Annotated in this window: 20 protein-coding genes; 13 read left to right on the top strand and 7 right to left on the bottom strand. The window is 67.4% G+C overall.

Annotated elements, in window-relative coordinates; genetic code table 11:
- Positions 1-27: 27 nt before the first annotated feature.
- Both FHX74_RS02300 and FHX74_RS02305 read right to left on the bottom strand, forming a co-directional pair.
- Positions 28-399 carry a DUF6112 family protein gene (locus FHX74_RS02300; RefSeq protein WP_182558450.1) on the bottom strand — a complete coding sequence of 124 codons (372 nt, stop codon included), beginning with the start codon at positions 397-399 and terminating at the stop codon, positions 28-30.
- 25 nt (positions 400-424) lie between these two features.
- Positions 425-1,246 (bottom strand): hypothetical protein, encoded by an 822-nt coding sequence (locus FHX74_RS02305; protein WP_182558451.1) that lies wholly within the window; start codon positions 1,244-1,246, stop codon positions 425-427.
- Between the two features lie 137 nt (positions 1,247-1,383).
- Between FHX74_RS02305 and FHX74_RS02310 the strand changes: the two genes are divergently transcribed.
- From FHX74_RS02310 to FHX74_RS02320, 3 genes are all read left to right on the top strand, one after another.
- Complete coding sequence (locus FHX74_RS02310) at positions 1,384-2,643, top strand: hypothetical protein (protein ID WP_182558452.1); 1,260 nt, start codon at positions 1,384-1,386, stop codon at positions 2,641-2,643.
- A 124-nt stretch (positions 2,644-2,767) separates the two neighbouring features.
- Positions 2,768-3,211 (top strand): helix-turn-helix domain-containing protein, encoded by a 444-nt coding sequence (locus FHX74_RS02315; RefSeq protein ID WP_182558453.1) that lies wholly within the window; start codon positions 2,768-2,770, stop codon positions 3,209-3,211.
- Positions 3,208-4,218 (top strand): NAD-dependent epimerase/dehydratase family protein, encoded by a 1,011-nt coding sequence (locus FHX74_RS02320; protein WP_182558454.1) that lies wholly within the window; start codon positions 3,208-3,210, stop codon positions 4,216-4,218. Before FHX74_RS02315 ends, FHX74_RS02320 begins: the two co-directional genes overlap by 4 nt.
- Positions 4,219-4,449: 231 nt before the next feature.
- On the opposite strand, the gene FHX74_RS02325 is transcribed toward FHX74_RS02320, so the two are convergent.
- On the bottom strand, positions 4,450-5,508 hold the full coding sequence (locus FHX74_RS02325; RefSeq protein ID WP_182558455.1) for a hypothetical protein: 1,059 nt from the start codon (positions 5,506-5,508) through the stop codon (positions 4,450-4,452).
- Between the two features lie 372 nt (positions 5,509-5,880).
- Here FHX74_RS02325 and FHX74_RS02330 point away from each other — a divergent pair, with 372 nt between their 5' ends.
- The 9 genes from FHX74_RS02330 (at position 5,881) to FHX74_RS02370 (ending at position 14,953) form a co-directional block, all read left to right on the top strand.
- Positions 5,881-6,234 (top strand): WhiB family transcriptional regulator, encoded by a 354-nt coding sequence (locus tag FHX74_RS02330; protein WP_182558456.1) that lies wholly within the window; start codon positions 5,881-5,883, stop codon positions 6,232-6,234.
- Between the two features lie 164 nt (positions 6,235-6,398).
- The gene (locus FHX74_RS02335; protein WP_182558457.1) at positions 6,399-7,445 is read left to right on the top strand and encodes a hypothetical protein; all 1,047 of its coding nucleotides are present in this window, start codon (positions 6,399-6,401) and stop codon (positions 7,443-7,445) included.
- Between the two features lie 225 nt (positions 7,446-7,670).
- Complete coding sequence (locus tag FHX74_RS02340; RefSeq protein WP_182558458.1) at positions 7,671-8,636, top strand: hypothetical protein; 966 nt, start codon at positions 7,671-7,673, stop codon at positions 8,634-8,636.
- A gap of 465 nt (positions 8,637-9,101) precedes the next feature.
- On the top strand, positions 9,102-10,235 hold the full coding sequence (locus FHX74_RS02345; protein WP_182558459.1) for a tyrosine/phenylalanine carboxypeptidase domain-containing protein: 1,134 nt from the start codon (positions 9,102-9,104) through the stop codon (positions 10,233-10,235).
- Between the two features lie 134 nt (positions 10,236-10,369).
- Positions 10,370-10,993: a hypothetical protein gene (locus tag FHX74_RS02350; RefSeq protein WP_182558460.1), complete on the top strand. Its 624-nt coding sequence runs from the start codon at positions 10,370-10,372 to the stop codon at positions 10,991-10,993.
- A 1,875-nt stretch (positions 10,994-12,868) separates the two neighbouring features.
- Complete coding sequence (locus tag FHX74_RS02355; RefSeq protein ID WP_328823576.1) at positions 12,869-13,345, top strand: universal stress protein; 477 nt, start codon at positions 12,869-12,871, stop codon at positions 13,343-13,345.
- On the top strand, positions 13,342-14,085 hold the full coding sequence (locus tag FHX74_RS02360) for a 2,3-bisphosphoglycerate-dependent phosphoglycerate mutase (protein WP_220483383.1): 744 nt from the start codon (positions 13,342-13,344) through the stop codon (positions 14,083-14,085). Before FHX74_RS02355 ends, FHX74_RS02360 begins: the two co-directional genes overlap by 4 nt.
- Positions 14,082-14,585, top strand: coding sequence for a fluoride efflux transporter FluC (locus tag FHX74_RS02365; protein ID WP_182558462.1), 504 nt, complete (start codon positions 14,082-14,084; stop codon positions 14,583-14,585). The genes FHX74_RS02360 and FHX74_RS02365 overlap by 4 nt, the downstream gene beginning before the upstream one ends.
- The gene (locus FHX74_RS02370; protein ID WP_182558463.1) at positions 14,582-14,953 is read left to right on the top strand and encodes a fluoride efflux transporter FluC; all 372 of its coding nucleotides are present in this window, start codon (positions 14,582-14,584) and stop codon (positions 14,951-14,953) included. The genes FHX74_RS02365 and FHX74_RS02370 overlap by 4 nt, the downstream gene beginning before the upstream one ends.
- Before the next feature lie 332 nt (positions 14,954-15,285).
- On the opposite strand, the gene ccsB is transcribed toward FHX74_RS02370, so the two are convergent.
- Positions 15,286-16,281 (bottom strand): c-type cytochrome biogenesis protein CcsB, encoded by a 996-nt coding sequence (gene ccsB / locus FHX74_RS02375; RefSeq protein WP_328823631.1) that lies wholly within the window; start codon positions 16,279-16,281, stop codon positions 15,286-15,288.
- A gap of 443 nt (positions 16,282-16,724) precedes the next feature.
- Here ccsB and FHX74_RS02380 point away from each other — a divergent pair, with 443 nt between their 5' ends.
- The gene (locus FHX74_RS02380) at positions 16,725-18,098 is read left to right on the top strand and encodes a multicopper oxidase family protein (protein ID WP_328823577.1); all 1,374 of its coding nucleotides are present in this window, start codon (positions 16,725-16,727) and stop codon (positions 18,096-18,098) included.
- Positions 18,099-18,143: 45 nt separating this feature from the next.
- On the opposite strand, the gene FHX74_RS02385 is transcribed toward FHX74_RS02380, so the two are convergent.
- The 3 genes from FHX74_RS02385 to FHX74_RS02395 are packed head-to-tail and all read right to left on the bottom strand — an operon-like array spanning position 18,144 to position 21,043.
- Complete coding sequence (locus FHX74_RS02385; RefSeq protein WP_182558465.1) at positions 18,144-19,199, bottom strand: M56 family metallopeptidase; 1,056 nt, start codon at positions 19,197-19,199, stop codon at positions 18,144-18,146.
- Entirely contained in the window at positions 19,196-19,576 is a 381-nt protein-coding gene (locus tag FHX74_RS02390) for a BlaI/MecI/CopY family transcriptional regulator (protein ID WP_182558466.1), read from the bottom strand. The genes FHX74_RS02385 and FHX74_RS02390 overlap by 4 nt, the downstream gene beginning before the upstream one ends.
- Before the next feature lie 60 nt (positions 19,577-19,636).
- Positions 19,637-21,043, bottom strand: coding sequence for an NADH-quinone oxidoreductase subunit N (locus FHX74_RS02395; RefSeq protein ID WP_235970210.1), 1,407 nt, complete (start codon positions 21,041-21,043; stop codon positions 19,637-19,639).
- Positions 21,044-21,054 lie beyond the last annotated feature (11 nt).

Raw genomic sequence — 21,054 nt, forward strand, 5'->3', positions numbered from 1 at the left:
GTGCTCTCCTTCGCGTACCGCCTCGGCTCATGCTCCGGCGTTGTAGAAGAAGTTGATCAGAGTTGCCGAGATCCCGACCAGGAACGCAACGCCGAGCGAGGCGAAGATCCCGACCTTCCCTACGGTGCTGGCCTGGTGGAAGCCGAGCCGCGGCCCGATGGCGAGGATGAGCCCCGAGAGCAGCAGGCCGACCAGGCAGGCGACGATCGCGTAGAAGCCGATGGTGTTGATCAGGTCGCCGATCGCAGCGCTCCCGGGGGCGTTCTGCGCCCCGGCGGCGATGTCCGGGCCCTCCACCACGTTCTTGCCGCCCTTGGGTGCGGCGACAGCGACGGTAGGCGTCAGGACGCCGGCGAGCGTGACGTAGCCGATGGTGAGCAGGCGGACGAATCTGGGCATGGGTCCTCCGGAGGGGATGGGCGGGTCAGCGCGGGATGGTGACGCGGTGGATGTCGAGACACAGCTGGGTGAGGATCAGGCGAAGACTTGGTCGCAGCTGCCCGTGCGGCGGTAGCGACCCGAGGGGTCCGAGCGATCGATCCGCCGGCAGTCGCCGGACGGTGGTGGTGCGGATACCCAGCGCGGTGGCGGTCGCCCGGCTTCGCCGGTCTGACGACCCCAGCTGGTCGTTGATTACGACCACGGTCCGAGAACGAGGAAGCTCACCCGTCGAGTGCAGCCAGGCCAGCGCCGAGGCGAGATCGTTCAGGCTGTGCTGGTCCGGACGAACGACCAGCACAACGGCGGCCGAGGGCGATGCGGTGACGGCTCGCAGGCAGGGCGCAAGGCCAGCGGAAACGTCGAGGACGGCTAGCCCGGAGGTCTCGCTCGGGACTCCCGCTCGGTCCTGGAGGTCAACGAGCGGGCTAATGCCTTTCCACCTCCGCCGAATCGTGGTGACGGTGTCCGGTTCGACCTCGCCCACCACGAGCCGACGCATCGCGTGCTGCTGTGCGGGGAGCGCGGAAGCGAGGGTGCCGGCGATCAGCCCGACGAGCGTCGTACGGCCTACGCCGCCGGCCAGGCTGCAGACCAGGATGCGGTGGCTGTCCGGCCATTGGGCGTTGGCCAGCTGGTCCGCGGGCCACACCCTGTCGCGCCGTGGACCAGCCAGTCGTCGCACCGCGCGGTCTCCCCCCGAAGACGCGACCGCGGTCAGCCTCTGACCCCGAACGAGGTCGACCGAGACCGGGCGGGATCCGTATCCCGCGCCGACCGGCTCGGCGTACTCAAGGTCATCAGGCATGGTTGTAATGGTAACTGTAGTTAGGGCACATGCCAAGCGTGCTTTCTGACGATTTGGCTGCCTTCCGCCTCCGGAAGCGCTCTGGGCACGTATTCTTCGTCGGGTCCGGCCCCCTTTCAGAATCCGGAGCGCCTCCAGTGAGCAATGAGATCGAGCTGATCACCGACGACGAGGGAATCGCTGTCATCGGGGAGTCGTCGGCCGTCGAGCGCTTTCTCTCCTCAGCCAATCTGCCGTCCCGGGACCTCGGGCTGCACGAACGCCTGGGATCGGCCCTCAGCACGGGCGCAGGCCTCGCGCAGGCCGGCTCGGAGCTCGCGGCGACCTCGGGACGTTGGGTCAAGCTGACGGAGAAGTCGGCGCAAGCGATGAAGACCGGTCAGCTGATGACCGGCTCGTCCTCGGATGTCGCTCGGGCGATCGTTGTCGATAAGGGCAAGCAGACCAAGCACATCCTCGAGATCGTCAAGACGACAACGCCCACGTCGATGCTGACGAACCCGGCGATCCTGGCGGGTGCGGCCGGCATCATGGCCCAGTTGGCGATGCAGCAGACAATGGACGAGATCACCGACTATCTCGCCGTGATCGACGAGAAGGTCAGTGACGTCCTTCGCGCGCAACGGGACGCCGCGCTGGCTCAGCTGGTCGGCGTGGGCTCGGTCATCGACGAGGCGATGACGATCCGCGAACACACCGGCCGCGTGTCGGAGACCACGTGGTCGAAGATCCAGGCCACCTCCCTGACGGTCGCACAGGCGCAGTCGTATGCCCTGTTCCAGCTCGACGCGCTGGCCCAGAAGATGGAGAAGAAGAAGCAGGCACCCGACCTGGCGAAGGTGACGAAGGAGGCCGAGGAGAAGGTCGGTGAATGGCTTGCCGTGCTGGCCCGCTGTTTCCAGCTTCAGGACGCGATCGCCGTCCTGGAACTAGACCGCGTGCTCGACGCGAGTCCTGACGAACTCGACCGGCATCGCATCGCGCTGCAGGCCGCCCGCAGTCACCGGCGAGAGGCGATCGGGCGCAGCACCGAACGCCTGATGGCGCGGATGGATGCCGCGTCGGTGACCGCCGACGCACAGGTGCTCCTCCATCCGATCGCCTCCCACGCCGTGACGCGCTCGAGCAACCAGGTCGGAGACGGCGTCGTCGCTTTTCACGCCCGCCTGGGCATCGACTCGGACCGCCAGGCGCTCGAAGCGAAGGCATGGGTGGCGGCCGCCACTGACATGAAGGACCTCGCACTGGAGACAGGGGTCGACGGGGTCGAGGCCGCTCGACGGTTCGGGGTCAAGACCCTCGGCAGCGCGCGGACCGCCGCCTCCAACGTCGGTGGTGGCCTGACCCAACGACTCGCACGGCGTAGGAAGGACGAGGATCCGGAGCCCGTTGACTGACATTGCGCGTCTCGGCAGGCCCAGGTTGTAATCGAAAGTTTGGTGGTTGAGCGTGCGCGCGTTCCACAGTTCAGCGATTGTGGGACACTCGCGCCGAGAGGACAGCTGGCCTGTGAGGAGGATCGTGGCGTCGGACGGCATCCCCGGCCTGGCCGAGAAGGTGAACCATCTCTTCGCCACCGTTCCGGCTCCCACCAGAAGCGGCTTGTACTCGAACGACACGGCCGCCGCGGCGTTGGCTGAGCGCGGGATCACCGTGTCGGGTGTTCATCTGTCGCACCTGCGGTCCGGGCGTCGGGACAACCCGTCGGCGCGGCTGCTGGCCGCCATTGCCGAGCTCTTCGGGGTGCCGATCGGCTACTTCTTCGACCCGACCATGGAAGACACCCTCAACTCCGAGCTGGACGCGCTGTCGGCGATCAAGGACCCGCGGGCCAAGGAGCTGATGGTGCGGGCACAGGGCCTGAGCCCGGAGAGCATGGACCAGGTCACGGCGATGCTCGACCGGATCCGTGCTCTGGAAGGTTTGGACGGCGGCCCGGGCGGCAAGGCGAAGAAGTCGCGGTGAGGCTGCTCGTCCTCGGTGGCACGGGCTTCATCGGCCGTGCCGTGGTCGAGGCCGCCCTGAGCGCCGGGCACGAGGTGACGACCTTCAACCGCGGGGTGAGCGACACCGACGTCATGGGCGTGCAAGTGATCCGGGGCGACCGAGGAGATGCCGAGTCGATCGCCGCGCTGGTCCGCTCCGGCCCTTGGTCCGTTGTGATCGACTGCTCCGGCTATGTCCCACGGAACGTGCTGGCGGTCACCCGAGCGCTCGAGCCGGTCGCCGGTCACCTCGTCTTCATGTCGTCGGTCAGTGCCTACGCCGGCTGGCCGGTCGCGCCGCTCGACGAGGCATCCCCGCTCCTCGAGGCGCCGGCCGACGCCGGGCCCGACTTCGGCACGGACACCGAGGACGGGCCCACCCGCTACGGCTACCAGAAGGCCGGGTGCGAGGCCGCCGTGCACGAGGTCTTCGGTCCGAGCCGGTCGACGGTTCTTCGTCCCGGTGTGGTGCTCGGGCCGCGCGAATATGTAGGTCGGCTGGTGTGGTGGCTCAACCGTGTCGCCACCGGGAAACGGGTGATCGCCCCTGCGCCAGCCGAACGCCACATCCAGCCCATCGACGTCCGCGACCTCGCCGACTTCACCCTCCGCTGCTCCGAGCTCCACCTGTCCCGAGCGTTCACCATCGCCGGCCCGGTGCGGCAGACCACGTTCAAGGATCTGATCGACGCCTGTCGCTCGGTCACCGGATCGAGTGCCGAGGTGAGCTGGGTGCCTCCCGACATCCTCACGCGCCTAGGTGTGCGGCAATGGTCGGAGCTGCCGCTGTGGCGCACGGCGGACGGCGTGTGGAAGCTCGACAGCACCCGTGCCTTCGACGCGGGGCTCAGCTCCCGTCCGATCGCCGGGACTGCAGCCGCGACCTGGTCGTGGATGCAGTTGGGCGGCCTCGTCGACGGCCGGGAACGCGCCTCGGAGATTGGATTGTCGCCGGCGCACGAGCAGGCTCTTCTCGCCGTCATCTGATGCAGGTGCGGTCGCAGCCGGGCCGGCGTGATCAGGGAGCGAGGCCTCGCCGCTTGGCCTCCGCGACGGCCTCGGAGATACCCGCCCTGGCGGAGAGCACGACCCGAGGTCGCTCTGCTTTGTCCAGTCCACGCTGGCAGGATCGACGATCGTCATGGTGCTTCCTTTCAAGCGGTTCGTGGGGCCACGGTACGGCTGCCTTCCGACAGTCCGACCTAGTCGAAGCTCGGGTCAATCGCCGAGCGGCCGCGGCTTCGCGGCTTCCGCGGCGAGTCGACCGGCAGCGAGGTAGGCCTCGGCCTGTTCCGCGAGCTCGCGTGCTTCCCGGTTCGCTTCCAGGGGTCGGAGGACCGTGAGCACGTTCTTGAGTCGGCCTGTTGTGGAGACCGTGCTGCGGTCAGGGCTCAGGTCGAGCGCGGGGGTTATCAGGGCTCGGGCGGTGGCGATGTCGCCGTCGAGCGCACTGGCAGCGGCGCCGTCGATGAGCAGGCCGTTGACCACGTTCGTCGACGGCGCTGGGTCGCTGACCAGGGCCCGGATCGCGCGGTAGGTCGTCTTGAGGGCCTGGTGTCCGTCGCCGACGCGCAGCCAGGCGGCTCCGGCGCACGCGGTGCCCCGGACGTAGCCGAAGGCGAACTCACCGCCGATGCCGTCGTGGAGGTCGTCACGAAGCCCCTCCATAAAGTCGAGCTGGGCGTTGGCGGCCCCGATCGAGGCACGGACGCCCTCGACGTTGCCGGCCACGGCGTGAGCGCGGGCCTCGATGTGGTGCAGCCGGTAGCTGGGGGCACCCATTGGAGCGATCGCGAGGCCGTGGTCGACGTGGTCGAGGGCGAGCCGAGGGTCGGCCCGCCAGAACGCGAGCGTGGCCCGTAGACCGAGGGTCCAGGCGTGCAAGGAACTGTGTCCGGACATATCTGCATAGCTCGACGCGGTCCTTGCCAGCGTCTCGGCCGCATCCCACCGGTCGAGGTCGAAGGCGAGCGAGGCCATCAGCGCGTTCAGCTGGCCGAGCGAAGCGTAGAGGTCGACCAGCTCGGACGGCCGTCGCGTCCGGTCCGCGAGCGTGCTGGCGACCTCGCTGACGTCGCGGGCGTGCCGCAGACCGGCCAGCCGCGACTCGGTGTCGTAGCCGTTGGCCAGACTCATGACCTCCTGGACCAGAGTCGGCAGCACGTCGGCCGACAGCCGTCCGGAGCGCAGCAGTGCCTCGGTCGAGGACTGCTGGGCGACGCGGCGGATCCAGTCGCCGTCGGGCTCCGGTTCGGGTCGGGCACGGTCGATCGCCATCAGCAGCGAGAAACGTTCCCGCTCGGCAGGGGCGAGACCGGTCAGCACGGTGTCGAGCAGGGCTGCGGTCTCGGTGCGAAGCCGGCTGTCGGGCCGTTCGTGCCAGCGAGCGACACCGCGGGTCGAGAGGCCGAGGCGGTGGGCGAACGACTCCTGCGTCTCGCGAGTGGCCTCCTGCAGGGCGACGGCGAGCGCGCCGGTCCACTCGGTGACGGCCGTCGGACGTGCAGTGCCAGTTCGGTCTGGCTGCAGTGCCGGTTCATGGTCGACCGGATGGGGGAGCGGTTGGCTTCCAGCCATGACGATCAGGATGGGGCACGCCTCTGACAATCGGAAGCACCGATCGGCTCCCGCGCCGACGCGGCAGCACCGATGAGCGACACACCGGTCGACGGGTCGGTGATCATGACGCTCGCGGAGCAGCAGTACCGGGCGTCGGTGATCCGGCAGCTGCAGATCAGCGTCGACTGGCAGCTGGTGGAGTGGGTCGACGGAGCGGCCTGCCGCGACAGCGGACGCGCTGATCGTCCGACCTGCGCACGCTGCCCGGTCCGGGCCGAGTGCCTGGCCGCGGCGCTGGTGGCCGGCGACACGGCCGAGTGGCGCGGGGGAGCAGACCGGGAGGAACGCGCCGGCCTGTGGGAAGACCTCGAGCGGGTCTACCTCGGCCATCGCGACCGCGGGTTCATGCAGCTGGACCGCTCGCTCACCGGGCGGTGGGGATGACCTGGTCGGTGACCGTACCGGTGCGGCCGCTGCCACGGTGGTCTGGCGACCGGTGGTGCGCGGTCGAGGCCGCACGGACGGCGGTGCGCTGCCGGGACGATCTGGCCGTTTTCTATCGCAGCGCGACGCTGCCGAAGCCAAGGAGACAGCTGCAACCGGCGCCGGTGGTTCGGCACCTCGCGCGTGCACTCACCGAGTGGGAAGACCTCCCCGACGGTGCGAGCGCGTCGGAGCTCACACGGCGCTCGCTGGAGCTGGGGCTGGCCGCGCAGCCGGTCCACGACCCGATCAGGCTGGCGGTCCGCTGTGGCGCCGACCGCTCGGAGCGTCTGCGCCGGCTGCCGGCGTACGTCCTCACCCCGGACATGGTCGACGTCTGCATCGCGGCCGCCAACACTCTCGACTACGACAACATCGCCGAGACAGTTCCGGAGCCCGACCTCACGTCGGGGTTCCTGCTGCTGCCCCAACCGCTGCCGATGTTGAGTGCGGGTACGGAGCACCTGATGTTGCCGCGGGCGCTGGCCTGGTTCCCCAGCCAGACCGTCGACCGCGGACGCGTCTGGGGTCCGGCCCACTTCGACAGCCTCGAAGACGTCCCGCTCGTTCCGACCACCCGGATGATGTGCTGGGGCGATCCCGGGGCCGACAACAGACTCGGTCCGCCGATGGCGCTGCTCGGTGACCACTGGTGGTCGGCCGGCCGGCACTACGCCGAGGACGAGCTCGCCGGATGTGTTGCCACCACACAGGCATTGGTCCGGAAGATGCGCGCGGATCGGACCGACCCGGGACCACCGAGGGCGGAACGGGTCGGCAGCCACACCGCAGGTGAGCCGGTCAACGATCATGACTGCCACTTCTTGCCCCGGTTCCTGCTGGCGTTCTGGCGGCTGTGCGAGCAGTCTCTCACCGAGACCACGCCTCAGCACTCGACCGGACGCGGGCCTCGGCACCAGCAGGCCGGGGACCCGGCGGATGTGCGGGTCGTCGCGCTCCGGACGCGACGGTCACGGCAGTGCGAGCCGGACGCCTCCGGTCTCACGCCGCGGAGCTGGTCGCACCGCTGGATCGTGTCCATGCACCGACGACACCAGTGGTACCCCAGCGAAGGCCGGCACAAGATCATCTTCGTCGGCCCGTACGTCAAGGGACCGGCTGATCGACCGCTGCAGCCCAGCCCCGAGACCGTCCGCGCACTGGCCCGCTGAAAGATCCTGGCGAACATCACTCGTGTCAAATGGTAACTGTGGTTACCATCTAGTCATGGGAACGGTGAGGCTGAGGTGATTGGGCGCATGCTTGCAGGGCTTGTCCTGGTGCTCGGTCTCGCGGTCGCCCTCCCGGCTGGTGGCTTCCTGGCCACCCAGAGCGCGTCGACGGGATGCACCGACACCGCGGCGGTGAGCGAAACGGCAACGGCGGCGGGCGGATCCGTGTCCGCACAGCAGATCCGCAACGCCCGGACGATCGACCAAGTCGTCCGCTCGCTCGGATTCTCCGGACAGGCTGCGCTGGTCACTCTCGTCGCCGCGGTCGGCGAATCGGACCTGGTCAACGTCGACTACGGCGACACCGCCGGGCCCGACAGCCGCGGCCTGTTCCAGCAGCGCTCGAGTTGGGGCACCGAGGCCCAACGCATGGACCCGGTCTACGCCACTCAGTCCTTCCTGCTCGGACCTCAGCACGACGGCAAGGCCCATGGTCCCGGCGGGACCGGTCTCGTCGCCATCCCCGGCTGGCAGTCGATGACGCCGGCCGCGGCCATCCACGCCGTCCAGATCAACGCCGACCCGAACCACTACACGAAATTCATCCCCGAGGCCCGCCAGATCGCCGCCCGAGCCGGCATCGACCTGACCCACGCCGGCTCGGACTTAACGTCCGCGGGCCTGGCCGCTGTCAGCTCCGGCGGCTGCACGGGGATTACCGCCGACGCCGCGGCTGTCGGCACCGGCGCCTGCCCCCTCGACGGAGTCTTCGCCCCCGGCCACAAGAACCCGAACACCTGCAACCAAGCCCTCGCCTTCGAGCAGGCCCAGATCGACAGCGGCACCCACCAGTGGCACCGCGCCTGCCTCGCCCTCGTCGCCCGCGCGTACGGCTGGCACGGCTCCGGTGAAGCAACCGCCCGCCAGGCCGCCCAGACGATCATCGACGCCGGCCAGATGCACACCGACACCACCGACATTCCTCGCGGCGCGATCCTCTGGTGGGACGGCTCCGCCGTCGGCAACTCAGCCGGCCACGTCGCCATCTACGCCGGTGGCGGCCTCATCTACTCCAGCGACGCACCGGCCAACGATGGCAGCGTCGGCCGGGTGCCCTGGGACTACCCGATGTCGCGCTGGCACCAGCGGCTGCTCGGTTGGTCGCCGCCGTACTTCCTTCATAGTGCGTGAGCAGCAAGCTAGAGCGCCTCCAGCCTGGGGGTCCACAATTCAGCGAGCGATCAGAGTTGCAGGACTACCGAAGAAAAAGTTAGCAATGAGCCGCAAGAACGAGCGGCGCGGGTCGATCGGAGGCTCGGCGTGACGCAACCACCTGGAGGGCCACCGATCAGCGGCCACCTTGATTCGATGACTCAGGCACTGTGGCACGGAGCGTGACTCAGAGCGAAATAAACGGCGGCGTCTAGTTAGCGACGGTAGCTGGGTTGGGCCGCGTCGAAGGTCGCTGTAGAGCTCACTGGTTTCAGATCTTCGCTTCCTCAACCGATCGGATCGCCGACCCGCTAGTCAACCCCCTTGACGTCTTGGCAAACTGCATCGATTGCAGTCCAGAACGGCAACCGACATAACCCGAAAGGTTTCGCTGCCGACTGCGCTTCGACCGTGTCCATGACCTTCTAGACAAACGAGTCTTCCATGTGCGACCATCCGGAAATGCGCGTTGAGCAAGCTCTCGAGGAGTACAAGGCGGCGACACGGAGTTTGCACTTTCTAAAACGGCTGACCCCGCGTTCGATTACGCAAGACCGGGCTGACTTGATCAATTACGCGAAAAGCGGTAAAAAAAGTTCTCTCTCCTGGGTGCTCGAGCCGAACTCAGATCTTGCCTCAGAACGACTCAGAACCGCGGCGGCACGGATCGAGCAGGTTCTTCCAGGCCACGCTGGCTCATTGCTTAACCTTGCTGAGGGATTAGAGTTGGCCGGATCCGAGCATAAGTCGCATGAATTTCTGGAGTGGTCGGAAAATAGGTACGGATCACCGTCCGACGACCTCATACGCTCGGCGAACAGCATCCTGGAACGAGACGCACTACCCGAGAGGAAGAACATTCCGTCTAACGGGGTTTTCGATGTTTTCAGTGAGGTTGTTACTCAAGTCCTGCCAAGCCGGTTCGTTGTAAGGCTTGACATGCAGTCTGGCGCAAAGGCAAGCGTGTCTGGTCATACAATTCGAGTTCGTGATCAGGAAGTATTTAGTCACGACGAAGTGCTGCGGTTGGTTGTTCACGAAATTGGGACCCATGCATTTCGAAGAGCTAACTCGGACGCTCAGCAAGTCACCGAATTGCTTTCATCACATGACTCAGATGCATGGACAGAAGAGGGACTGGCAGTCTATAACGAGCACCACCTTGGCGTCGCAAGCGACAATACGAATCGCATCTATGCGGCACGCGCTATTGCGGCACAAACTGCTCAGACGAATGGAATATTCGAGGTCCTAGACTTCCTCACACAGCACTTCGAGCCGAGTCGAGCTGTAGATATCGCCATCCGTTGCAAGAGAGGCCTTGTGAGACCGACTCGCCAAGGGGCCTTCACGAAAGATCTAGCTTACCTGGGGGGGTTTTTGGCGGTCAGTCAGCAAATTGAAGGTAACTGTGGTCTGTGGAGCGTACTGATGTCCGCCAAGGTTGCCTTGCACCGGCTCCCTGAAATGCTTGAAGCCAAGAACAGGGGTGCCCTAGTCTCACCCGAGTATCTTCCTTCGACAAGCCTCGTTGAGCTTTCCACGAAAGCCCTCGCGCTCGGAGGATGGCGGGAGTGATCCACGACGGAATCATCGCTGTCACCGCCGCGTTTATCGCGGCATTTCTAAGCTACGCGTTCGGGCGAATTGTGCTACGACCGAGACTCAGGTCGTCTCGTGTCCTTCGGGAACGAGTTTACGACGGCAAGCATGTGACCCAGATCAAGATCATGAACGGGAGCCCCCTTCGATCAATTGTGGATATCCGTATTTATGCTGCCGTTCTTATTCCTTTTATTGATCGTGAGTTCGATCAGCAAGCAAAAAACTTACTCCGAGTTCCCTTGCCCTTAAGCGTGCAAGATGCACTTCGTCTCGAGCAGCGGCGAACTCGCGTCATAAATCTAAGGGCGGATGACTTAACAAATTTCAGCCGCGTCCGACTTACTGAGCTGGGTTGTGGCGATATTGCCGATGCAACAGCCGATGGTTCACGCCAGGTTCGAGATTTGCTGGATCTAAAGCTCGTGGAACCGGGGATTTATGATTCTCAGCATGATCCAAGGACTCGCTTGGTGATAGAGATACTTTGCAAGGATAGCATTACTGGAAGAGATTTTGCTCTGCAGATCGGACCTATTTATTCGTCGGACCTAAAGCATGGGCATTGGAAACATGGCGACGACAGTCCGTCGGGTAGACTTGCAAGAGCTGTGGCCAAGTGGGTTGTGCGGTGGCGGAACGCTGTGAACCGGCAGGACGCAATTGGCTTTATAGAGGAGAAAGAAAGCAGAGCCAGCGATCACTTAAGCTCGGTCGCTGCAGATCGAGAGTAGCAGACCCTTGGTATTAGTTTTTGGATAGTGCGCGAATCTCTCCAAAAGTTAATAGGTCAAGATCAACGAATCCTCATTGCTCAGCGGTGGTCAAGGTTGCCGCTTAAGCAGAGAATAAAGGATTCTTGAGAAATAGTGTGAGGCCTCGTTGCACTCAGCGTAGCAAGCATCGCGTTCTTTCGAACCGGCTAAAGCGCGACTTCGATCGCTGCCAGCACATTTGCGGCAGCCGGTGGTCATGCTCGCAAGCGGTTGGCATACTCTAGAAATTCACCGGCGCTGTCGCTGGTCTGCAGGCGCATCGCTGGTCGAGTCAGCGTGGCCGATCGGGATAAACGAGGGTTGTTCTTGAAGGGGGCCGAGTTGGCCGCGGGCAAGATCCGTGCGTCCGCAGCGCTCAGCTGAAGACTCAGAGTGTGTGAGTGGAGAGCGTCGTGCTGCCAAAGGAATCGGCCGTGAATCAGGTCAGATGGTCCACATGGGTGGGGACATGGCGGGTTAACAGCTGACCGAGGGCAGGGTCCGCCGGCGGGCGCGGGACACGTCGTCACAGTCGTAAGATGCGCCGTCGTCCGATGGGACAACCGAGTTATACTTGAGGATTCCGCATGCGTCCGGTCTAATGAATCGTTTGGCGAGTTCACACCAGATCAGCCCTCTCTCGCTTGAAACGTTCCCTGCCTGGTGGCCATCGCCCAGAAGCACAGCGGGGTCTGGGGTGCATGCTATTGCTCGTACTTTCACGGCGACACCGAGCACACGGTGAGAGACGACTACGGCCGGGCGACATTCAAGCAGAGACTGGTCGCCGAGGGCATCGCGCATGCGGCTCTCGTCTTCGATGGTGCAGGCGCCATCGCTTGGTGTGAGTTCGGGAGACCCGTCGAGCTGCCCAACATCTATCACCGCAAGCAGTACGACGCCGGTGAGTCAAGGCCGGCACCGTGGCGGATCACCTGCTTCTTCGTCGAGCGCAGCGGCCACGGGTTTGCTGCCCCTCGATCGCTATCTCGAGCTTCATACCCTGGCGTCCCTGCCAGGGATCGTCCTTCAACCGGTCGCTCTTGCTCTGCACGCCCTGGTGCTCGCGCAAGCCGGGGGGTCGCTTTGGTGGACTGGTCTAGCAGTTGGTGTGGCTTGTTGCTTCTTGGCCGTAATCTTCGTGCTGCGTTTGGACACGCAGTGGGGCGGGCTGCTGGAGCGAGCAGCGATCTGGCCCTGCCTCCTTGCGCTCCCGATGCTTGCTGCGTCCTTCGTGCGGAAACGCAGCGGTTCACGGGTTGGCTGATCGTCAAAAATCGTTGACGGGTGCCCTTGCCACGATTCGACCGTAATCCAGCGACAGCGCTGTAGGCCCGGTCGGGGTGTCGAAACCAGTGACGCAAGATCGGAGTCCATGCCGCAACCGGCTACCTTGTTGCGGAGCTTGCGGAACTCTTGGGCCCTGTGCCAGGGTGCCGAAACCCTCCGATTGACACCCGCGTTGACCTTTGTTGGACCCCGCGGAGGTAGCCATGATTTCAGAGCTTCGTCACCGCATCCGTCACCCGGCGGTGACCCCATCGGAGCCGCAGCCCCGATGATCACGTGGTGTTCAGCGGGCGGTGATGTCAGGGGTGGCCGAAGGCATCGCGTAGCGACGCGCAGCGCTCCCGATCCTGACGGCTGTCGGTCCCGGAACGTGACGAGTGAGTGAGGCGGCTCGCGCGACCAGCTCTCCGGGTACATACTGACAGTGTCTTCGGGCTCGGTAGTGGGGCTTACCGGACACAACCTCGACGCTTCGTCGACAACAGTCCCTATCTCAGCTAGTCGCGCCTTTGCGCGCCCGAGGTAGGGAGTGTTGTGTCAGAACCAGTCGGAAGCGGACCAGTCGTGGTCGGTGTCCTTCCAGGCTTCGCGCCGGGGGTCGTCGAGGTGGCGGCATCCATCGCTCGTCGCTTCGGTACGACGCTGGTGTGCGTTAGCGTCGACACCTCGCTCGTTGATCTCGGTACGCGTCCGGACGGGTCGGTGATGATGGAGCCGATCGACCCTGACACCGCTGACACGACCCCGCGCGGCCTGTCAGACGGCGACGAGACGACAGTTCGTGCCGCCGCCTCGACCTACGGCGTCGACGTCTCGTTCGTCCCGCGGATCGGAGATGCCAGCCGGGCATTGTCGCAGGTGGCGGAGGACCGCGACGCGGTGATGCTGGTCGTCGGAACCAGGACGGCAGGTGGGCGGATCGCGGAGTTCTTCACGGGGTCGGTTGCCGCACGGCTGGCCCATCAGCAGCACCGCCCGGTACTCGTGGTGCCGGTCGACCCGGTCGGGTTCGACGCCTCGCTGCCCTGGGACACCCTGTGACCGGGCAACTGGTGCTGCTCCGCCACGGGCAGAGCACGGCCAACGCTGCCGGAATCTTCACCGGGTTGCGGGACGCGGCGTTGACCGAGAAGGGCATCACGGAAGCGACCCGGGCAGGGTCGCTGCTGCTGCACGCCGGCATTCGACCGGACCATCTGCTCACGTCGACACTCGAGCGGGCTCTGCACACGGCGGAGATCGTTACCGACCTCCTCGGACGTGGGGCGCCGATCGAGTCCACGTGGCGGTTGAACGAGCGGAACTACGGCGCCCTCACCGGCATGTCGAAGCAAGGCGCGAAGGCGGCGTTGGGGACGGAGGAGTTTTTTGCCATGCGTCGGACCCGCACGGGTCGGCCACCACGCATGTCGATCTGTGCGTGGTTGGCGCTGGGGCGGACGCCGGCTCTTCGTGGGCTGCCGTGGCCGGCAGTTCGTCGAACCGAATCGCTTCTCGACGTCATCCGCCGAGTACGACCCGTCTTGTCGGACTGCATCATCCCACTGCTCCGCGACGGGAGGTCGGTGCTCGTCGTCGCGCACGGCAACTCACTGCGGGCACTGTGCGCCTGCATGGACGACCTGACGGACGGTGAGATCGCGGACCTGAACCTTCCTACCGGCGAACCCCTGCTCTACCGGTTCGACGGCGACGGTGGGCTCTGTCCACGGGGTGGGCAGTACCTGCATCCGGCAGCACGAGCGGCAGCGGCGGCGGTCGCCGCGGAAGGTGGAACATGACGTCCCGATCGGACACGGACCTGCTCGATGGGCAGCTTCCGCCCGACCCTGACATCGACGCCGACGATCCCGAACCTGGTGCCCGGCCTGTGCATCTGCGGTGGCGGTACGTGGGCGCCGTCGCAGTCGGCGGCACCGTCGGTACCGCCGCACGCGACGGACTCAGCACCGCGTTCCCCGCTGAGCACGAAGTGTCGTGGGCGATCTTCTGGATCAACATCGCCGGTGCGCTCATGCTTGGTGTGCTCCTGGAACATCTCGCGCATCGCGGACCGGACGAAGGTCGCCGGCGAACCCTCCGGCTGCTGCTCGGAACTGGAGTCCTCGGCGGGTTCACCACCTACAGCACTCTTGCGACCAGTACCGCGGTGTTGTTCCTCGGCGGCCGGGGGCTGGCCGGCACCGGCTACGCACTCCTGACGGTTCTCGCCGGCGCGATCGCCACCGGACTCGGCCTCGCGATCGCGGGCTGGGTCCGACCGAACGGAGCTACCTCATGAGCGTCCTGGCCTTCCTCGCTGTCGCTGTCGCTGGCGGTGTCGGCGCAGCGACTCGGTTCTTCGTCGACGGGGCGATCAACCGGGGCCGGGAGTTCCGGCTCCCCGTTGGCACTCTGGCGATCAACATCACCGGCTCGTTCCTCCTCGGCGTCGTCACCGGCGTTGCCAGTCACCTCGGCGCTACTCCAGTAGCGGTGCTTGGGACGGGGTTGATGGGTGGCTACACCACGTTCAGCACCGCCAGCTTGGAAACCGTCCGCCTCGCCCGCACCGGCCGCACCACCGCAGCCGCGATGAACGGGCTCGGGATGCTCGTCCTCTCCGTCGCTGCAGCAGCCGGAGGGGTCGCCCTCGGCAACCTCACCTGATCAGTCGACGGAGTCGACCAATTCATGCCCGTCGACATCTCAGACGAGATCCCCTGCGGCAGCGGCAGAAGGTACGAGGTCGACCAGAACCAGTTCGCGGTGATCGCGCAGAACAACCAGCGCAGGCGCAGGACGCCGAGCTCTGACAAAGGTCGGGGATCGACGTCAGCCAGCCGGGTGAGCGTTGATGACGTAACCAGGGATCGTTGGCTGGACCTGTGGCGGCGGTTCACGATCGCTTTGCATCGTGGGTCTTGTGCGGTGCTCGGCTTCACCAAGCTCAGCGCCCCTTCTCGGTAGGAACGGGTCGGCGCTCTGCAACCGGCCCCAGCTCAGACGCCGGCGTAGGAGTGCAGACCGGTCACCAACAAATTGATGCCGATGAAGTTGAACCAGAAGACCGCCACGCCCACGATGGCGATGATCGCGGCATTTCGGCCCCGCCAGCCGGCAGTAGCGCGCGCGTGCAGGTAGCAGGCATAGATCACCCAGGTGACCAGCGCCCAGGTCTCCTTGGGGTCCCAACCCCAGTAGCGGCCCCAGGCGTACTCGGCCCAGACCGCCCCGGCGGCGACGGTGAACGTCCACAACGGAAAGGCGAAGGCGTTGAACCGATAGGCCCAGACGTCGAGCTGGGCGGCCGTCGGAAGTCGACAGAGGTGGCCCTGGACCTGGCCGCGGCGCTCGGCGTTCCGCCGGATCAGGTAGAGCACGGAGGTCGCGGCGCCGAGATTGAAGGCGGCCGCCGAGACCGTGGCCCCGGCGATGTGGATCAGGAACCAGACCGAGTGCAGCGCCGGCACCAACGGGGCCACGGCGACGTAGAAGACGGTGACCGCCAGCCCGTTGCCCAGCGCGGCCAGGAGGGTGACCGGCAGGCCAAGCCAGCCGAGCCCGGCTCGTCTGACCAGCACCAGGTAACCGCCCACCACCAGCACCATCGCCGCGGTCAGGAACTCGAGCATGTTGCCCCAGGGAGCCCGCTGGGCGGCGAGTCCGCGAAGCACCACCCCGCCGAGGTCGAGGGCGAACCCGAGGACGGTGAGCGTCAGCCCGACCCGGGCGGCGGCCGCCGAGACACGGGGAACGGGCACCGGGGAGGTGGGCGACGGAGAGGTGGGCGACGGGCAGACGGGCGCCGTGGAGGCGGCCGCTGACCGGGCCGTGAACCGCCGAGACGTCATCGCGCCGGTGGACGTCCCCCTGGTCGTCGTCGCGGCGGCGAGTCGCGGTCCGGCGACCCGCGTGCTCGTGACCAGCGGGAGTGCCACCATCCGACCCGCCGACCATTCGACCGCGTGGGCGATCATCGCCAGGACGTAGAGCATCGTCGCACTGACCAGACTCAGGCTCGAGAGCGCTTCCACCGAATCTCCTCCGCTCCGCCGGCGCCCAGAACGGGCCCGGAGTGGTCCGGTCGGCAGGATTCGCCGCCAGCAGCGGGACCTCCGGCAGATCCCGACGACGGCCACCCCGGGGCCGAACTACTATGAAGCATAGGAGATGGCTGCCGGCAGGACCCGATCGGGGCTTACCGGTACCGGACGAATCTGGAGACAGCAGCATGGCAACAGAGAACGAGCATCCCTCGAGCGACGAGGGCACGACGGGGCCGGTCCCAGCCGGCATGCCCATGCGTGCTGGGGGCCTCAGTCGCCGCCGGGTACTGGGGGCCGCGGCCGGAGGTCTGGCTGTGGCCGGGGTGGGGACCGGAGCGTGGCTGGTCGGACGACCGCGACCGGTCGCACCAGGTGGTCCGCAGGTTCTGGCGGTGGAACGTGATCGACCGACCACCGGACGGGTGGTCGAGAGGGTTCTCCGGCTCGGCCCGGCCGAACTCGACCTGGGCGGCCGGGTGGTCCGCACCTGGGCCTTCGACGGACAGGTCCCGGCCGCCCCGATCCGGGCCGAACCGGGGGACGAACTGCGGATCCGGGTGCGCAACGGGCTGCCCGAGCCGACCACCGTCCACTGGCACGGTCTAGCGCTCCGCAACGACATGGACGGGGTGCCCGACGTGACGATGGCGCCGATCGCGCCGGGCGCGGGCTTCGACTACGGCTACGTCGTCCCGGAACACCCTGGAACCTACTGGTTCCACCCTCATGTCGGGACCCAGCCCGACACCGGCCTCTACGGTCCGCTGATCGTGACCGATCCGGCCGACAACGGCTACGACGAGGACGTCGTCCTGGTCCTCGACGACTGGACGGACGGCTGGGGTCGTTCTCCGCAGGCTCTGTTGACCGACGCTCGCCGCAACGGCATGGGTGGCGGAGCGGGAGGGAGCGGCGGAATGGGCGGAATGGCGGGGATGGGGATGCCGTCGGCGACCGAGCCGTTGGGCGCCGATACCGGCGACGTCAGCTACCCGGCTCATCTGATCAACGGCCGGGTGCCGTCCGACCCCTTCGTCGTCTCGTCGTCGCCGGGGCGTCGACTGCGGCTGCGGTTGATCAACGCCGGTGCCGACACCGCCTACCGGTTCGCGGTCGGTGGCCATCGGTTGACCGTGACCCATGCCGACGGCTTCCCGGTCCGGCCGGTCGAGGTCGACACCCTGCTGCTCGGGATGGGGGAGCGCTACGACGTCACGGTGACCGCCGGTAGCGGTGTCTTCCCCGTCGTCGCCGTACCGGAGGGGAAGAAGGATCCGATCGCTGCCGGGCTGCTGCGCACGGCCCGCGGGCGTACGCCGCCGATGGGGACCCGACCCGCCGAGCTGCGCGGCCGGATGCTCGGTTACGGCGACCTGGTCGCCACCGATGCGGTTGCGCTGAGGTCGAGAGCCCCGGATCTGAGCCTGTCGATGTCCCTCACGATGGCCGACGGCGGCAGGCAGTGGCTGATCAACGGGCGCCCGTACGACGACCGGCAACCGCTGCCGGTCGAGCAGGGGCAGCGGGTTCGCCTCGACCTGGTGAACCGATCGATGATGTTCCACCCGATGCATCTGCACGGGCACAGCTTCGCGCTCGCCCGGGGCGACGGGAACGGCCCGCGCAAGGACACGGTGAACGTGCTGCCGATGGGCCGGACGAGCATCGAACTGGACGCCGACAACCCGGGTCAGTGGCTCGCGCACTGCCACAACACCTACCACCTGGAACTCGGGATGGGCACCGTGCTCTCCTACCGGACCTGACCCGCGCCGCCGGACCGGACCGCCCAGCGAGGTGATCGGCGCCGATCAGGACAACAGACCGGAGGCCGGGCATACCCGGTCCAGCCAGGCGGCCACCGCAGGTGTCAGGGCCACCAGCACCGGGGCCAGGGCCAGCGCGGTCGTGAATGCGACAGCAGCCAGTCCGGCGCCCGGTGGGTGCGACTCGCGGGTGAGTCGGGCGATCCGGGCCGGTACGTCCGCCCCGCCGGCTCCGAGGGTGCCGATCGGTGGCTCGGCGCCGCCCAACGCCACCATCGCGGTGGCGACGGCGCGCCGTCCGGAGACGCGGACCGCGGCGTCGTCGGCAGCCATCTCGACCAGGGTCCGGAGTTCGCGGGCGGCCAGTGCGAAGACACCAACCGATGCGAAGGTGCGTTGCAGCACGCCCGCGCCGAACAGGATCCGGTCGTGGCGGTGGGTCAGGTGATCGCGTTCGTGGGCGAGCACGGCGGCCAGCTCGCCCGGGTCCAGCCGCCCCAGCGCGCCGCTGGTGAGCACCACGACCGATCTGCGGCCGGGCAGCACGTAGGCGGCTGGACGTGGGTGCGGCAGGACCAGGGCCGCCGAGACCGGCTCGAGCTCGGCGACCAGGTTCAACGCGGCACGGTGCCGGCGTTGGCTGGACCGGGTCGCCCGCCACACCCCGTGTCCGACCACGGCCAGCCGGAGCACCGGGATGCTCACCGTCACCGCCAGCGCGACGACCGCAGCCGTCCGCGACCATCCCGGCATCGAGGCGAGGGGATGGTCAATCGGACCGGCGCCCAGGCAGAGCCGGGCCAACGCGGCGAGCCAGTGCTGACGCTCGTCCGGCGGGACGACCGGGCCGGGCCGGAGCGGGGCGGCCGGGAGGAGGCCGGGAGCGACCGGCCGCCAGCGTGGCACGGGTACCAGCGCCATCACGGCGACCACCGCGGCCGCGAACGGGGTGAGCAGTACCGACACCGTCAGTCCCCGCCAGGCGGCGATGCCCAGTCGGGGGTGCCGGTGTGGCCAGGACGCTGCGGACAGCGTCCGTGCGCCCCCGGTGGCGAGCAGGACCGTGCCGGTCAGCAGCAGCGACACCAGCGCTGCGTTCATCGCGACCGCTCCGGGGGCTCGGGCTCACGGTCCAGCCAGGCCCGCACCCGTTCGACCTCGGCGGCACTCATCGTTTCGACGAAGTGCAGCAGGACGGACTCCCGGTCGTCGCTGGTCGCGAACACCTCGCGCAACAGGTCGGCCGCGTGCTGCTCGCGGGTCCGGGTCGGCCGGTAGTGGAAGGCCCGACCCTGCTTGCGGCGTTCGAGCAACGCCTTGCGGCCGAGGTTCTGCAGCACGGTCTGGACGGTGGTGTACGCGAGCGGGCCCACCCGGTCGCGGTTCAGCTCGGTCAGCACCTCCCGGGCCGAGGCGTCCCGGTCGCGGTTCCAGAGGAGCGCCATCACCTCGGCCTCGAGCGATCCAAGACGCGGCACGCTCCTGCGTTCCTCCTCGATCCCACTGCGTGGGCGACGGTCTTCCTCGCAGCACCGGATTCAGCCTGCACCGATCACGCGCCAGAGTAGTGCCGAAGCGATGCCGAGGAGCACGCTCAGGCCCGCGACGGCGACCGCCACCGTCGCGCCCCAGCGCCGGACCGAGGTGACCGGTCGCCCCGACCGCACCAGTGGGGCGATCCAACGCAGGTAGTAGAACAGGCTGAGCAGCGAGTTCAGCAGCACCACGAGGGCCAGCCAGGCGTCGCCCCCCTCCCAGGCGGCCACGGTGATCGCCAGCTTGCCGGCGAAGACCGCGGCCGGCGGGGTGCCGACCAGACCCAGCAGCGCCACCAGCAGCGCCCCGGCCAACCAGGGTTGCCGGCCGGCCAGACCGGTGTACTCGGTCAGGGTCCGGCGCCCGGGAACGGCGGCGATCACCGCGAACGCAGCCAGGTTGGTCACCGCGTAGCCGGCCAGGTAGACCACCAGCGCACCCGTGGCCAGTCCGCTGCGGCCGGCCATCGCCACCGGCACCAGCAGATAGCCGGCCTGACTCACCGTCGACCAGCCGAGCAGCCGCTGCGGGTCGTTCTGGCTGAAGGCGGCCAGGTTGCCCAGCGTCATGGTGACCACGGCCAGGATCGCCACCAACAGCGCGGCCCGGGACGGACCTGGCAGCACGGTGACGAGCCGGAAGGCCGCCACCAGCGCGCCGATCTTGGGCACGGTGGTCAGGTAGGAGGCAGCCAGTACGCCGCTGCCCTGGGCGGCGTCCGGCACCCAGAAGTGGCCGGGCACGGCGCCGATCTTGAACATCAGACCGGCGAACAGCGCGACGGTGCCGACGATCAACGGGCCGGTCGGGGCGGTGGCCAGCCCGGCCTCCAGCCCGGGGTAGTCGGTCCGGCCGCCGAGACCGTACAGGACGGTGACCCCGGCCATCAGGACGATGCCGGAGAGCGAGCCGAACAGATAGGTCTTGAGCGAGGCCTCGGCGGCCAGCGGTGTCCGGGTCAGCCCGACCAGGGCGTACAGCGGGACGCTGGCCAGTAGGAAGCCGGTGATCACCAGCAGCAGGTCCTGCGCCCCGGCCAGCACCAGGGTGCCGGTGGTGGCCAGCAGCAGCAGGACGCAGAGCTCGGCCTGGCGTGCCGATCCGGCCAGTTCGTCCCCGGCCAGCAGCACGACGATCGCCGTGGCTCCGACCGCGATCAGCCGCACGGCGGTGGTCGCGTGGTCGATCGCGAAGTTGCCCTCGAAGACCGTCCGGATGCCCCGACCGAGGGTGAGCGTCGTGCTGCCCAGGCTGCCCGCGCAGCTGACCAGGGTGAGCAGGCGGGCCAGGTTCAGCCGTCGGCGGGGCAGGAACGAGCCGGCCAGCAGCACCACCAGGGCGCCGGCCACCAGCCACAGCTCGGGCAGCAGACCGAGCACATCGGCGCCGGAGGCCATCTGCGGCACCATCTGCGACACCA

Source organism: Microlunatus kandeliicorticis, assembly GCF_014137855.1.
GTDB lineage: Bacteria > Actinomycetota > Actinomycetes > Propionibacteriales > Propionibacteriaceae > Microlunatus > Microlunatus kandeliicorticis.